A 14,328-nucleotide genomic window follows, 5' to 3' on the forward strand; every position below is an offset into this window, starting at 1 on the left:
TCATCTCAGCGGATCTTCAGACTGGCCAGACCGATCAGCACCAGAATCACGGTGATAATCCAGAAACGGACGATCACCCGCGGTTCGGGCCATCCCTTGAGTTCGAAATGGTGGTGCAGCGGCGCCATTTGGAAGATGCGCCGACGCGTCAGCTTGTAGGAACCCACCTGGAGGATGACCGACAGGGTTTCCATCACGAACACCCCGCCCATGATCAGCAGCACCAGCTCCTGCCGCACCATCACCGCCACCACGCCCAGTGCGGCGCCCAGCGCCAGGGCACCGATGTCGCCCATGAAGACCTGCGCGGGATAGGTGTTGAACCAGAGGAAGGCAAGCCCAGAGCCCACCAGCGCACCGCAGAACACCACCAGCTCTCCGACGCCGTGCACATAGGGAATGCCGAGATACAGAGCGAACTTGTAGTTGCCGCTCAGGTAGACGAATACGGCCAGCGCGCCGGCCACCATCACCGTCGGCATGATCGCCAGACCATCGAGTCCATCGGTCAGGTTGACCGCATTGCTCGATCCCACGATCACCAGCCAGGTGAACGGAATGAACAGCCAGCCCATCGGGATCATCCAGTTCTTCACGAAGGGCATCAGCAGGGCGGTCTGCGCCGGCTCGGTCGCGGCGAAGAAGAGGTAGAACGCGGCGGCAAAGCCGATCACCGACTGCCAGAAGAATTTGGCGCGCGCCGGCAGGCCCTTGGCGTTGCCGTAACGCAGCTTGCGGTAGTCGTCCACGCCGCCGACCAGACCGAACAGCAGGGTCACGCCCAGCGCGACCCAGACGAAATGGTTGTCGAGGTTGCTCCACAGCAGAGTCGCCACCGCCACGCCGACCAGGATCAGCGCCCCGCCCATGGTCGGGGTACCCGCCTTGGACAGATGCGATTGCGGTCCGTCGTCGCGCACCTGCTGCCCGATCTTGAGCACCACGAGACGCCGAATCATGCCGGGGCCGATGATCAGGCCGATGACCAGCGCGGTGAGCACGCCGAGAATGGCGCGCATCGTCAGATAGGAAAAGACGTGGAAGCCGCTGTAGTAGTGGGCCAGGAACTCGAACAGGCTATACAGCATGGGCGCCCCCTTCGACCGGGTGCAGCGCAAGCCGTCCCACCAGTCGTTCCAGCGCCATCGAGCGCGAGCCCTTGACGAGGATGGTCAACGGACGTCCCGCGGCCCCGGCGGCACGCGTCACCGTCTCCGCCAGCGTCTCGATATCCGCACAGTGTTCGGCGCCCCGGCCGAAGGCGTCCGTCGCCTCCCGGCTCAGAGCACCGACCCCGAACAGCCGCTCGATGCCGCGCGCGCGCGCACGCTCTCCGGCGGCGCGATGCAGCGCAGGTCCGCTGCTGCCCAGTTCTGCCATGTCGCCCAACACCAGCCAGCGCACGCCGGCACGCGAGGCCAGCACCTCCAGTCCGGCATCCAGCGAGGCGGGATTCGCGTTGTAGGTGTCGTCCAGAATCGTGACGCCGCCCCGCCCCTCCAGTTCGCGCAGGCGACCGCCGACGCCGCGCACGCGGGCAAGCCCCTCGCGGATCGCATCGAGTTCCACGCCGGCAGCCAGAGCAGCCGCGGTCGCAGCCAGCGCATTCATCGCGTTGTGGTAGCCGGTTAGCGGCAGGTTCACTTCGAATTCGCCGAGCGGCGTGCGCGCATGCAGACGGCCGTTCGCGTATGAGCCGCGCACGTCGGCAGCTTGGCGCATGCCGAAAGTCAGCACCCGACGATCGCGATTGAGCCCCACCCAGTATTCAGCGAAGTCGTCGTCGGCGTTGATCACCGCGATCCCGTCGGGCACCAGCCCGCCGTAAATCTCGCCCTTGGCGCGGGCGACGCCGGGCAGGTCGCCGAAACCCTCCAGATGCGCCGGACCGGCATTATTAATGAGCGCGACCTGGGGGCGTGCGATCGCGGTCAGGGCGGCGATCTCGCCGGCGTGATTGGCGCCCATCTCGATCACCGCATAGCGATGGTCGGGTTCGACGGTCAGCAGGCTCAGCGGCACGCCGATATGGTTGTTGAGGTTGCCCCGGGTCGCTTGCGTCGGCCCCGCACAGGACAGGATCGAGGCCAGCATCTCCTTGACCGTGGTCTTGCCGTTGCTGCCGGTCAGCGCCACCACGCAGGCCTGCAGGCTCTCGCGCCAGGCGGCCGCGAAGCGGCTCAGCCCGCGCAGGGTATCCTCGACCAGCACCTGCGGACGCGGATCGTCCACCTCGCGGGCAACCATGCACGCGGCGGCAGGCAGGCCCGGCCGGATGAAGTCATGCCCGTCGAAACGCTCGCCGTCGAGCGCCACGAACAAGGCACCCGCGGACAGTGTGCGGCTGTCGATACCCACGCCGGTAACCGTCGTATCTTTGCCGATCAGGCGTCCCTGCGCCCATTCCGCGACGCGGCTCAGCTGCCACCGGTTCACGAGGCGGCCTCCCATGCGGCAAACCAGGCCGCCACGGTTTCCCGGTCGCTGTACGGCTGCGTGCCACGCGCGGTGATCTGCACGGCCTCATGTCCCTTGCCCGCGATCAACACGGTCTCGCCAGGCTGCGCGGTATCCAGCGCGTGGCGTACGGCTGCGGCGCGATCGTGGATCACCTCGACGCCTTCGCGCTGCGCCAACCCCGCCAGGATGTCCTCGACAATGGCGTCCGGGTCCTCGCTGCGCGGGTTGTCGTCGGTCACCACGATACGGTCGGCCAACTGCGCCGCCATCGCACCCATCAGCGGCCGCTTGCCGCGGTCGCGATCCCCGCCCGCACCGAAGACACAGCATAGACGCTGCGCGCCGTGCTGGCGTAAGCTCGTGAGCACGGCCTCCAGCGCCGCCGGGGTGTGGGCGTAGTCGACTACGGCCACTGGCGCGCCCGGCCGGTCGAAGCGCTCCATGCGCCCAGGCACAGGCCTGACTGCACGCAGGCGGTCGACCGCGTCCGCGAGTGGCACACCCAGGGCCAACAGACTGGTGAGCACGGCCAGGAGATTGGCGGCATTGAAGCGCCCCAGCAGCGGGCTTTCGATCTCGCTCTTTCCCCAGGGCGTCTCCACTCGCATGGCGAAACCGTGATCCTGCAGACGCAGGCCGCTTGCCCATATTGCGTCCGTGCCGGCAGGCGGGCGTGTGGCGAGCGAGTAGCCCAGGCAAGCCCGTGCCGCAGTCCCGCGTGCGGCGAGGTCACGACCGAAGGCATCGTCCAGGTTCAGGATGGCGTATTCCAGCCCGGGCACCTCGAATAGACGCCGCTTAGCCGCGGCATAGGCCTCGATACTGCCGTGGTAATCGAGGTGGTCGCGCGTGAGCTGGGTCAAGATCGCCTGGTTAAAATCCACCGCATTCAGGCGCCCCTGGGCCAGACCGTGTGAGGACGCCTCCATCACCACCCAGCGGGCACCGGCATCGGCGAGCTCGGCCAGCGCGGCCTGCAACCCGATCGCATCGGGGGTGGTATAGCCGCTGGGTTCGAGCGCGCCTACGAGGCCGTTGCCCAAGGTACCGATGATGCCGGCACGCGCCCGCTCCTGATCCAGCGCCTGCGCCAGGAAGTGTGAGACCGAGCTCTTGCCGTCGGTCCCCGTCACACCGATCACGGTCATGCGCCGCGCCGGCTGGCCGTAGAAGCGTGCAGTGATCGCCCCGAGCCGTTCGCCCAATCCCTCGATCCAGCAGATGGGCACGTCGAGCGGGCTCAACAAGTGCTCGCGGTCGCGTGCACCGGCATCCGCAATGATCGCGCAGGCCCCCTTAGCGACGGCATCGGCGGCATGGATCACGCCGTGCACGTGCAAACCGGGCAAGGCCACAAAAGCCATGCCGGGGCCTGCACGACGGCTGTCCTGGGTCAGTCCGCGGACCATCACCTCGCCTGGCCTAGGTGACATGCACCAGTCGGCGACCAGCTCGCTCAACGCCATCTCTCGATCCGCGCTCATGCGACCGCTCCGCGCGACTCGGGCACCGGCCCGGCCTGAAGTACGTCGATGTCGTCTGGTGGGATATCGAGCAGACGCAACGCGCCGGACATTACCTCCTTGAACACCGGCGCGGCCACCTGACCACCGTAGTATTTGCCGCCCTGCGGATCGTCGATCATAACCACCGCGACCAGACGCGGCCGTGTTGCCGGTACGATGCCGGCGAACACCGCGGTGTACTTGTCCTCGGCATAATTGCCGCTGCTGGTCAGACGATGCGCCGTACCCGTCTTCCCGGCCACCGTGTAGCCCGGGATGTGCGCCGCGTAACCTGTGCCCATCGGGGTAATTACGGAGCGCAGCATGGTGCGCATCTGATCGGCAATATGCTGCGGGAGGACGCGCTTGCCGGCCGTGGACGCGGTCGGCTGAACGAAGGTTGCCGGCTCAAGCACGCCGCCGTTGGCCAAACCGCAGTAGGCATGCGCCAGCTGCAGCGAGGTCACTGCAATACCGTATCCGTAGGCCATGGTCGCCTGGTCGATCGGACGCCAGGTCGTGTAGTTGTGCAACGTACCGGTTGCCTCGCCGGGAAAACCGCTGTGGGTGATCTGACCGAAACCGAAATCGCGATACATGGACCAGACGTAGTACGGCGGCAGGGTCAGCGAAATCTTGCTGGCCGCGACGTTGCTCGACACCTGGAGCACCTGGGTCAGGTCGATACGCCCGAAATCCGAGTCATCCTTGATCGTGTGTCCGGCCAGCATGTACCAACCGGGCGAGGTGTTGATCTCGGTGTCGGGGGTGTACTTACCACTCAACAGCGCCGCCGACAGGGTGAACGGCTTCATCGTCGAACCCGGCTCGTACGCATCGGTCACCGCGCGATTGCGGTACAGGCGCGGCACGTAGTCGGAACGCACATTGGGATTGAAGGTGGGCTGGTCGGCCATCGCCACGATGGCGCCGTTGCTAGGGTCCATCACCACGATGGAGCCGGAACGCGCGCCGTGCGCGACGACCGCGGCCTTGAGGCTGCGGTAGGCGAGATACTGGATCCGCTGGTCGATGCTGGTCACGAGATCGCGCCCAGGGCGCGGCGAACGGATCAGGTCGACGTTCTGCACGATCTGTCCGAAACCATTCTTGATCACACGCTTGGCGCCGGGCTTGCCGGTCAGCCAGCTGTTGAACTCGAGCTCCAGACCATCCTGCCCCTGGTCGTCGATATTGGTAAATCCGAGCACGTGCGAGCCGACCTCGCCCATGGGATAGAAGCGCTTGTATTCGCGCAGCAGGCCGACACCCGGCACCTTGAGCGCCGCGACGCGGCGGCCGAGCTGGGGATCGATCAACCGTTCGACCCAGAGGAATTCACGACCGGTCTGGCGGGCGACCCGCACCTGGCCACGCAACGTGGCGGCATCCTGCTGCAACAGCGCGGCCAGCCGATCCAGCCCGCGGTCGTCCGGGTCCTGCTGAGGGTCGATCCACACCGAATCCATCGGCGTGCTGATCGCCAGTGGGCGGCGGTTGCGGTCCAGGATCATCCCGCGATGCGCCGGCATCTTCACCACGCGCAGGTAACGGGCATCGCCCTGCTTGCGCAGGAAGGGCCCGCGCATGACCTCGAGATCGAAACCACGCCAGACGAGACCCGCCGCGCCGACGCCGAACAGGCCGAGCACCAGCTGTCTGCGTCGCTTGAAGTCGGGGCGCGAGGTCATGGGCTGACGTACACGGTGTCGGAACTGTCGGGCATGACCATGTCGAGCTTGCTACGCGCGATACGCTCGACGCGCGAATGTGCCGACCAGACGCTCTGTTCCAGCTCCAGACGCCCCCATTCGACGTTCAGCGCATCGCGCTGTGCGTCGAGCTGCTCCAAACGGATGAACAATTGCCGGGTTTCGTAGGTCGTGTAGACGACGCCCAACGCACTGCCCATCACCAGCAAGACCAGTAGACCGACGACGATGGCCGACCAGTTCATGGCAGCCTCTCCGCAACGCGCAGCACCGCGCTGCGCGACCTTGGGTTGCGCGCGATCTCTTCCGCAGACGGCTGCTGCGCCTTGCCGACAAGTTTCAGTTGCCTCCCACCCTCAGCTGCATCCATCACCGGAAGATTGCGCGGCAACTGTTCGCCGCGGGCGTGTTCGCGCATGAAGCGTTTGACGATTCGATCCTCCAGGGAATGAAAGCTGATCACCGCAAGGCGGCCGCCCGGCCCCAGAATTGCCAAGGCCTGTGCCAGCGCCGCGCGCAATTCGTCCAGTTCGCCGTTGATATGGATGCGAATGGCCTGAAAACAACGCGTAGCAGGGTGTTTGCCCGGTTCGCGGCGCCCGATCACGCCGGCAATCAAATCCGCCAACTGCAGGGTCCGCGTGAGCGGCGCCTCGGCGCGTTGTTGCACGATGCGCCGCGCGATGCGTCGCGACTGCCGCTCTTCGCCATAGTTCCAGAAAACATCCGCAAGCTCCGCCTCGTCGGCCGAGTTCAGCCATACGCTGGCCGGTTCACTGCGACTAGGATCCATACGCATGTCGAGGGGACCGTCGCGCATGAAACCGAAACCGCGCGATGCCTCGTCCAGCTGCGGAGAAGAAACGCCAAGATCCATCAGCACACCAGCAGACTTCACGGCGCCGGCGTGGGCACGCCAACTGGATTCGAGTTGCGAGAAGGGCGCATGCACGATGGCAAAACGAGAGTCATTCGCCGCCAGCAGCTGCGCCGCAGCAACCGCCTCTGGATCACGATCCAGGGCCAGCAAGCGACCACGTGGACCCAGGTGCGCGAGGATGGCGCGGCTGTGACCTCCTCGACCGAAGGTCGCATCGACATACCCGCCGTCAGGCCTGATGGATAGTCCCGCCACCGCCTCCTCCAGGAGAACAGTCTGGTGTTCCACATGGGCACTCACGTCAGATCGACAACGAGGCCAGGGCTTCGCTCAGCCCGCCTGCGTAGGCATCCGACTTGAGCCATTCGTCACGCTGTGCGGCCCAGACCGCCTCATCCCAAAGTTCGAATTTGTTGCCCTGACCCACCAGGACCACGTGTTTGTCCAGTTTCGCCTGCGTGCGCAACGTGGGCGCAACGAGAATCCTCGCCTGCGCATCCATCTCGACATCCGTCGCGTAGCCCACGAAAACGCGCTGCAACTGTCGCACCTGCGGGTCGATGTTCGGACGCGCCATGACCGCGGCCTCGATCCGCTCCCATTCAGGCAGCGGATAGATCAGGAGACAGTCATCGCGATCCACGGTAATCACCAATTGCCCGGCGCACGATTCAAGCAGCCGATCGCGGTACCGAGCCGGTATCGCGACACGCCCTTTCGAATCGATATTGAGATTGGTGACACCGCGAAACACGCGTACCCCCACCGGATGGAATGCGCCAGGGCCTTATTTCCACTTTCTACCACTTTGCCCCACAATTAGACACTATAGGCACGACATCAGACGCAGTCAAGCAAATCCATGCTCGTCGCTTGGTGAGATTGTCGTTTATACACAAAGGCTTACACGTATCTGCACAGGCCAGAACCGGCCAGTCACACGGGCGTCAAAAAAGCGCACAATCAGAAAGTTGCGGCAATAACTTAAGGGATTTTGCAAGGTTGGCCGGGCCGCCGGGCGGGCTGCTTGTGACGTATTTGGGGAGAAGGTGGTGAAAGGTGGGGAGTCGGCCTATAAGCCGGGTTCTGTCTGGGGCAGCCATTCATCTGGGACGCGCGTCACCGCGCGCCTCTTGCGACCTACCCGGACGCGATGCGGGCCACATCATGGCGTCCCTATTTGGTCTTGCTCCGGATGGGGTTTACCGTGCCGCGGCATGTTGCCACCCGCGCGGTGCGCTCTTACCGCACCTTTTCACCCTTGCCTGCACCCCGAAGGGTCATCGGCGGTCTGTTCTCTGTGGCACTTTCCGTCGGCTCGCGCCGCCCAGGCGTTACCTGGCATCCCGCCCTGCGGAGCCCGGACTTTCCTCCCCGCCCGATGGCGGAGCGACTGCCTAGCCAACTCCCCGAGGAAGGATACCACGAAGCCGACACTCAGGGCGCATCCTGCGCCTCATCGTCTTGGCGCTGCCGACGTATCTTCTGTGCCTCGCGGTAGAGTGCCTGGCGCGCCCCCCCGGTAATGCTCGCGGCCAGATCGGCGGCCTGGCGCGCCGGTAGCGCCTCGGCGAGGACGCGTATGACCGTAGCAGCGGCCACCCGTGATTCCGTAGACTCAGGAACTGACGGCGCCCCGCCTACCATGACCACGAACTCGCCGCGCCTGCGGTTCGCGTCGCCATCGATCCACCCCACCAACTCGCCCAGCGACGCCTGCACGATCTCCTCGAAACGCTTGGTCAGCTCTCGCGCCACTGCCGCAGGACGGTCGGGACCGAACACCGCGGCCATGTCTGCAAGGCTCGCCGCGATACGATGACTCGATTCGTAAAATACGAGCGTGCCGGTTTCACTTGCCAGCGCTTGCAGATGGGTGCTGCGTCGCCCACCCTTGGCCGGCAGAAATCCCTCGAAGACAAAACGATCAGTAGGCAGTCCGGATGCCGACAGCGCTGCGATCAGCGCGCTCGGCCCCGGAATCGGGCTGACACGCCACCCCGCCTCGCGCACCGCGCGCACCAGACGATACCCCGGGTCGCTGATCAGGGGCGTACCAGCATCCGAAATGACCGCTACGGCCTGCCCGCTGCCCAGAACCCCAAGAATGGCGGGAACGCGTGCGCTCTCGTTGTGCTCGTGCAGGCTGATGCACCGCGTGCGCACGCCGAGATGGGACAGCAGACGCTGCGCCACACGCGTGTCCTCGGCAGCGATCAGCCCGGCCCCACCCAAGACCTCGCGGGCCCGCTCGCTGATGTCTCCCAGATTTCCCAATGGCGTCGCTACGACGTACAGCACTCCCGCTTCAATTGACACGTTGCCTTCCAGTCCAGATACTGAGCCACCCGCTCACGCGCACAGGGTTCATGATACACGGGCGCCCCTACAGGATGACGCCAAGCGTCACCATCCGACTCAGTCTCGCCATGTGCGCCACACTGCTGCTGGCTGCCTGTGCGACGCAGCCTGTCACGCCCTCGGCACCCTGGGCGCAGCAGGCCCAGACACAGGCACAAGCCGGCCACCCGGCCGCCGCGGCCGCCATCTATCTCCGGGCCGCGCCCTCGCTCCCCTCACCGCAACGTGAACAGATCATGCTCAAGGCGGCCGCACTGCTGCTTCAGGCGCAGCAGCCCGAACAGGCGCGCACCGTGATCGAACACATCAATCCGCAAGACCTCAGCTCCGATGACACCGGGCGACGCGCAGGGCTTGCCGCACAAGTCGCGCTTGCGGAACACCAGCCGGCACAGGCCCTAGCCGCATTGCCAACCAGCACAACCGGCCTGTCCAATCCCGTCGCCGCGGAGTTGCTAGAGCTGCGTGCACAGGCCGAACGACTGAACGACAATCCGCTCGGCGCCGTAGAGGCCCGGATCGCCCGCGCACCGCTGCTAGCCGAAACCAGCGCACTGGACGCCAACCGCAAGTCCCTGTGGGAGCTACTCAGCCAGGCAAGCCCGCAACAAACGCGGCAATGGCTGCAGCAGGCAACCACGCCTCCACTCAAGGGTTGGCTGGCGCTGGCCCTGATCGCCAAGTCTACACCGCCGCAACCCGCCGCCCTCGCCGCCGCGCTGGCCAACTGGCAACAACAGTACAATCTGCCCGACGCCACGCCCATCATCGAGGCGCTCAAGGCACAGTGGCAGGCGATGCAGGTCTATCCGCCGCGCATCGCCATACTGCTGCCGCTCACCGGACGCTTCGCCCCGGTCTCCACGGCGATCCTCGACGGCCTTCTCACCGCCTATTACCGGCATCCCAGTCAGCCTGATGCGCAACCGATCACCCTGCGCTTCTACGATACCTCCGCGCATCCGCAAAATATCCCGGCACTGTATGCCCGCGCCGTGCGCGACGGGGCGCAGTACGTCATCGGCCCTCTCGACCGCAATGCAGTGACCGAGCTCGCGCAAAGTGGGGCCGTCAGCGTACCCACCCTGGCGCTGAACCATGCTGCCGACGGTACGCAGATCCCCGCAAAGCTCTACCAGTTCGGCCTCATCCCGGAAAGTGAGGCGGCACAGGCCGCGGAACGCGCCAGCCTGGATGGGTACAGCCGGGCCGTCGCGCTCACCCCGAACAGTGACTGGGGCAAGCGTGTGGCCGCGGCATTCTCGAACCGCTTCACGCAACTCGGCGGACAGGTGCTGGCAACCGGCCGCTACGATCCCACGGCCTCGGACTTCACGCCGGCCATCGTCAACAGCCTGAATATCGACTACAGCGACGCCAGACGCCGGGCCGTTGCCGCCACCATCGGACAGTCCGTCGAATTCGAGGCACGTCGGCGCCAGGACGTGGACATGATCTTCATCGTCGGCGACCCAAGACAGGCACGGCTACTGATCCCGCAAATCCGATTCCACCATGGTATCGGGCTGCCCATCTACTCGATCTCCACGGCCTACAGCGGCACCCATGACCCACGTGCCGACCACGACCTCAATGGAATGATCTTCGACGACGCCCCGTTGCTGCTGGACGCTCAAGGGCCGGCCGCCGCAGCACGGGATGCCATGCACACGAATTTCCCCGACGCCAGCCGACGTTACCCGCGCCTGATCGCCCTCGGCGAGGATGCCTTCGACGTTCTGCCGTACCTCGGCCGTCTTGCGTCGGAGGACTGGGCGCGCTTCCCCGGACTTTCCGGCAGTTTGAAAATGACGCCCGGCAACGTGCTCGTGCGCCAACTCGAATGGGCTCAATTTGATAACGGCCTCCCGGTACCCTTCGGACAGGTCGGCACGTCCAACACGGTGCCCACTGCCACGCCTGCGCAGCAGAATGCCGACACGCCCCCGTAGCGGCGAGGATTTCGAACGCCAGGCCTGTGCCTATCTGACCGATAGGGGTCTACGCCTACGCAAACGCAACTACCGTTGCCGCAATGGCGAGATCGACTTGGTCATGCTCGATGGGCAAACTCTGGTTTTCGTCGAAGTGCGCTATCGCAACAATGCACGATTCGGCGGAGCCGCAGCCAGCGTCGATGCCGGCAAACGCAGGCGGCTAACCGTTGCAGCATTACATTATTTGCAGCGACACGCACACGACGCCCCCGCGCGTTTCGATGTCGTCGCGATGGGGCCAGGCGAACGAATCGAATGGATCAAGGACGCCTTCCCCGCACAGGATCACTGACCCCCCTGACATCACCAGCACAGAACTCAAGGTAACCACTCCGTGAACGAGCGCATAAGACAACACTTTGCAGCCAGCATTGACACCAAGGCCCGGGCCGCCGAGCTGCTCGCCACACCCATCGAAGACGCCGCCAAACGCATGACCTATGCCCTCGTCGGCGGGCACAAAATCCTCAGTTGCGGCAACGGCGGCTCGGCGGGCGATGCCCAGCACTTCTCCTCCGAGATGCTAAACCGCTTCGAACGCGAACGCCGCGGGCTGCCCGCGATTGCACTCACCACCGATACCTCCACCCTGACCTCGATCGCCAACGACTACAGCTACGACCAGGTGTTCGCCCGTCAGGTGCGTGCGCTGGGCGGTCCCGGCGACCTGTTGCTCGCCATCTCCACCTCCGGCAACTCACCCAACGTGGTCGAAGCCGCGCGCGCCGCCCACGAGCAGGGTATGCACGTGATCGCCCTGACCGGCCGCGGTGGCGGGCACTTGCACGATGGTCTCGCGCACGACGACATCGAAATCTGCGTGCCCTCGGAAAGCACCGCGCGCATTCAGGAAGTCCACCTGCTGGTCATCCATTGCCTCTGCGATCTGATCGACCGGCAGCTGTTCGGAGAGGTCTGACCCCATGTCCCTGCCTCGCCCGATGCTCGACGCACTTGCGGAGCTGCTGCCGGCAGAGGACCTGCTCACCGAGGCCGGCGACTGCTGGACCTACGGCTACGACAACTCCAAGCGCCACGCGCCCCCGGATGCAGTGGCCTTCCCGCGCGAGCACGACCAGATTGTTGCCCTGGTCCGTCTGTGCAACGAGCACCGCGTGCCGATCACCCCGCGCGGACGGGGCACCGGCACGACCGGTGCCACTGTGCCTTTGCGGGGCGGCCTGGTGCTGAGCCTGGAACGCATGGACCGCATCATCCGGGTCGACCCGGACAACCGGCTTCTGATCGCGCAACCCGGGGTCACCAATCTGGCCGTGCAGCAGGCCGCTGCGGAACACGGATTTTTCTGGCCTCCCGACCCGACCAGTGCGGCGGCCTGCACGTTGGGCGGCAACCTCGCCTACAACTCTGCAGGCCCGCGCGCGGTCAAGTACGGCACCCCGCGCGAGAATACCCTGGGCCTGCGCGCGGTCACCGGGGCCGGCGACAGCATCCGCACCGGCGTCATGACCACCAAGGGCGTGGTCGGCTACGACCTGACGCGCCTGATCATCGGCTCGGAAGGCACGCTGGCGATCATCACCGAGGCCGCACTCAAGCTCACCCCTAAACCTGCCGCCAAACGTACCCTGCAGGCGGTCTACGCCGACATGACGGCCGCCGCGCACGCCGTCGCCGCGATCATGGCCCAGCCGGTGGTTCCTTGCGCCCTCGAATTCATCGATGGTGCCGCCATCGAGATGATCCGCAGCTATTCGAAAGCGGAACTGCCCGCGGCAGCCGGCGCCCTGCTGATGATCGAGGTCGACGGCGCACCGGCAAGTCTCGACGAGGCCGTCGGCGAAGTCATGCGAGCCGCCGACGTCGAGGGGTGTCTGTCCGCCAAGGTCGCAGGCAGCCAGCAGGAAGTTGAAGCCCTCTGGGCCACCCGCAAGGCGCTTTCACCCGCGCTGCGCACCGTCGCGCCCAAGAAGATCAACGAAGACGTGGTCGTGCCTGTCTCGCACATCCCCAGCCTGATCGACGGCCTGCGCACGCTGGGGCGACGTCACGACATCACCATCGTGAACTTCGGCCATGCCGGCAACGGCAATATTCATGTCAACCTGCTGATCGATCCCGACGATCCAAGGCAGGCCGCCGCGGCCGAGGCCTGCCTGCAGGAAGTGTTCGAACTGGTGCTGAGTCTCGAGGGTACCCTGTCCGGCGAACACGGCATCGGGCTCGTGAAACGGGACTTCGTGTCACTGGAAATCGACGCGGCCACCCTGGCCCTGATGCGCGGAATCAAACACGAGTTCGATCCGCTGGGGCTACTCAATCCGGACAAGGCCCTGCCTGGCGCCGCTACTTGACCACCCGCAGGCCCGGGCGCCCACCGCCTTCGGGTTTGGACGGAGACCTTTCGGCGCCGCCCCCATCGCCGGGCGGCGGCGTTTCATCCTCGCCGAACATCATGCCCTGACCGTTCTCGCGCGAATACACGGCCATGACCCGGTGTACGGGCACGAAAATCTCCTGTGCGCGGCCACCGAAACGGGCACTGAAGCTGATGTAGTCGTCGCCCAGATTCAACGCCTCGACCGCCTGCGGGGCAACATTCAGAACGATGCGGCCGTCCTGCACATACTGCACGGGCACCTGTACATCGTCGCCGCTGGCATCCACCAGCATATGCGGAGTGTGGTTGTTGTCGACGACCCACTGATAAATGGCGCGGACCAAATACGGGCGACTGGAGGTCATTGGATCTGGCACTGAAGTCATGGCGTTCAGGCAATCATCTCGCGTTCGATGTCACTCAAGCTGATGCGTACCGCCTGGCGGGCAAACACGCGCGCGCTGTAGTCGGTAATGGCCTTGGCGGCCGGCGGGAGTTGGATACCCAGCGCCCCGAGCCGCCACAGCACCGGAATCACCGAACAATCGACAAGGCTGAAATCCTCGCCGAACAGATACGGTCTTGCTTCCATGAACAGGGGCGTTGCGGACAGCACGCTTTCCCGCAGCATCTTGCGCAAGCGTGGCTGTTGTTTTTTGTCGGCCCCGACCAGTTCCCCCAGCAGCTGGTACCAGTCGCGCTCGACCCGGTACATCAGGAGACGGGCCTTGGCTCTGGCAACTGGATCCACCGGCATCAATGGCGGATGCGGTAAGCGCTCGTCGAGATATTCGATGATCACGCGGGCATCGTAAAGCACGAGGTCGCGATCGACGAGCGTGGGCACGGAGTTGTAGGGATTCAGATCGACCAGATCCTCGGGCTTGCTGCTCGGATCGATATGGATAACATCGGCGGTAACGTCCTTCTCCGCGAGCACGATCCGCGTGCGGTGGCTGTCCGGACAATCCGGATCCGAAAACAGCGTCATCACCGAGCGGCGGTTGGCGACCAGACTCATCTCTTCACTCCGTCGTCAGGCGGTCACGTCGGCCGAACGCCGCCTGTCCGA

Annotated in this window: 14 protein-coding genes and 1 other RNA gene; 4 read left to right on the plus strand and 11 right to left on the minus strand. The window is 65.2% G+C overall.

The genetic code is table 11. The annotated features are described in order from the left end of the window. Nucleotides 1–5: 5 nt before the first annotated feature. The 9 genes from mraY to rsmI form a co-directional block, all read right to left on the minus strand. Nucleotides 6–1,088 carry a phospho-N-acetylmuramoyl-pentapeptide-transferase gene (gene mraY / locus BJI67_RS13385; RefSeq protein ID WP_070073449.1) on the minus strand — a complete coding sequence of 361 codons (1,083 nt, stop codon included), beginning with the start codon at nucleotides 1,086–1,088 and terminating at the stop codon, nucleotides 6–8. Next, nucleotides 1,078–2,436 carry a UDP-N-acetylmuramoyl-tripeptide--D-alanyl-D-alanine ligase gene (locus BJI67_RS13390; RefSeq protein WP_231940858.1) on the minus strand — a complete coding sequence of 453 codons (1,359 nt, stop codon included), beginning with the start codon at nucleotides 2,434–2,436 and terminating at the stop codon, nucleotides 1,078–1,080. Before BJI67_RS13390 ends, mraY begins: the two co-directional genes overlap by 11 nt. Beyond that, nucleotides 2,433–3,944 carry a UDP-N-acetylmuramoyl-L-alanyl-D-glutamate--2,6-diaminopimelate ligase gene (locus BJI67_RS13395; RefSeq protein ID WP_083250888.1) on the minus strand — a complete coding sequence of 504 codons (1,512 nt, stop codon included), beginning with the start codon at nucleotides 3,942–3,944 and terminating at the stop codon, nucleotides 2,433–2,435. The genes BJI67_RS13390 and BJI67_RS13395 overlap by 4 nt, the downstream gene beginning before the upstream one ends. Then, complete coding sequence (locus BJI67_RS13400) at nucleotides 3,941–5,656, minus strand: peptidoglycan D,D-transpeptidase FtsI family protein (protein ID WP_070073451.1); 1,716 nt, start codon at nucleotides 5,654–5,656, stop codon at nucleotides 3,941–3,943. The genes BJI67_RS13395 and BJI67_RS13400 overlap by 4 nt, the downstream gene beginning before the upstream one ends. Further along, nucleotides 5,653–5,922: a cell division protein FtsL gene (gene ftsL, locus BJI67_RS13405; RefSeq protein WP_070073452.1), complete on the minus strand. Its 270-nt coding sequence runs from the start codon at nucleotides 5,920–5,922 to the stop codon at nucleotides 5,653–5,655. Before ftsL ends, BJI67_RS13400 begins: the two co-directional genes overlap by 4 nt. Beyond that, complete coding sequence (rsmH, locus tag BJI67_RS13410; protein ID WP_231940859.1) at nucleotides 5,919–6,845, minus strand: 16S rRNA (cytosine(1402)-N(4))-methyltransferase RsmH; 927 nt, start codon at nucleotides 6,843–6,845, stop codon at nucleotides 5,919–5,921. Before rsmH ends, ftsL begins: the two co-directional genes overlap by 4 nt. A gap of 13 nt (nucleotides 6,846–6,858) precedes the next feature. Next, on the minus strand, nucleotides 6,859–7,311 hold the full coding sequence (gene mraZ / locus BJI67_RS13415) for a division/cell wall cluster transcriptional repressor MraZ (RefSeq protein WP_070073454.1): 453 nt from the start codon (nucleotides 7,309–7,311) through the stop codon (nucleotides 6,859–6,861). Nucleotides 7,312–7,616: 305 nt separating this feature from the next. Further along, nucleotides 7,617–7,966, minus strand: an RNA gene (gene rnpB, locus BJI67_RS13420) — RNase P RNA component class A. Between the two features lie 28 nt (nucleotides 7,967–7,994). Then, nucleotides 7,995–8,876, minus strand: coding sequence for a 16S rRNA (cytidine(1402)-2'-O)-methyltransferase (gene rsmI / locus BJI67_RS13425; RefSeq protein WP_070073455.1), 882 nt, complete (start codon nucleotides 8,874–8,876; stop codon nucleotides 7,995–7,997). A gap of 74 nt (nucleotides 8,877–8,950) precedes the next feature. Between rsmI and BJI67_RS13430 the strand changes: the two genes are divergently transcribed. The 4 genes from BJI67_RS13430 to BJI67_RS13445 are packed head-to-tail and all read left to right on the plus strand — an operon-like array spanning nucleotide 8,951 to nucleotide 13,230. Next, nucleotides 8,951–10,870 carry a penicillin-binding protein activator gene (locus BJI67_RS13430; protein ID WP_197513120.1) on the plus strand — a complete coding sequence of 640 codons (1,920 nt, stop codon included), beginning with the start codon at nucleotides 8,951–8,953 and terminating at the stop codon, nucleotides 10,868–10,870. Next, nucleotides 10,851–11,207: a YraN family protein gene (locus BJI67_RS13435; RefSeq protein ID WP_070073457.1), complete on the plus strand. Its 357-nt coding sequence runs from the start codon at nucleotides 10,851–10,853 to the stop codon at nucleotides 11,205–11,207. Before BJI67_RS13430 ends, BJI67_RS13435 begins: the two co-directional genes overlap by 20 nt. A 42-nt stretch (nucleotides 11,208–11,249) precedes the next feature. Next, nucleotides 11,250–11,834, plus strand: a complete 585-nt coding sequence (locus BJI67_RS13440; protein WP_070073458.1) for a phosphoheptose isomerase — start codon at nucleotides 11,250–11,252, stop codon at nucleotides 11,832–11,834. 4 nt (nucleotides 11,835–11,838) lie between these two features. Continuing rightward, nucleotides 11,839–13,230, plus strand: a complete 1,392-nt coding sequence (locus BJI67_RS13445) for an FAD-binding oxidoreductase (protein WP_070073459.1) — start codon at nucleotides 11,839–11,841, stop codon at nucleotides 13,228–13,230. Here the strand turns inward: BJI67_RS13445 and BJI67_RS13450 are convergent. Both BJI67_RS13450 and BJI67_RS13455 read right to left on the minus strand, forming a co-directional pair. Next, nucleotides 13,223–13,621, minus strand: coding sequence for a ClpXP protease specificity-enhancing factor (locus BJI67_RS13450; RefSeq protein WP_070073460.1), 399 nt, complete (start codon nucleotides 13,619–13,621; stop codon nucleotides 13,223–13,225). The two genes, BJI67_RS13445 and BJI67_RS13450, sit on opposite strands and share 8 nt — an antisense overlap. A 26-nt stretch (nucleotides 13,622–13,647) precedes the next feature. Beyond that, nucleotides 13,648–14,277 carry a glutathione S-transferase N-terminal domain-containing protein gene (locus tag BJI67_RS13455; protein WP_070073461.1) on the minus strand — a complete coding sequence of 210 codons (630 nt, stop codon included), beginning with the start codon at nucleotides 14,275–14,277 and terminating at the stop codon, nucleotides 13,648–13,650. Between the last annotated feature and the right edge of the window lie 51 nt (nucleotides 14,278–14,328).

This window comes from Acidihalobacter aeolianus, assembly GCF_001753165.1.
GTDB lineage: Bacteria > Pseudomonadota > Gammaproteobacteria > DSM-5130 > Acidihalobacteraceae > Acidihalobacter > Acidihalobacter aeolianus.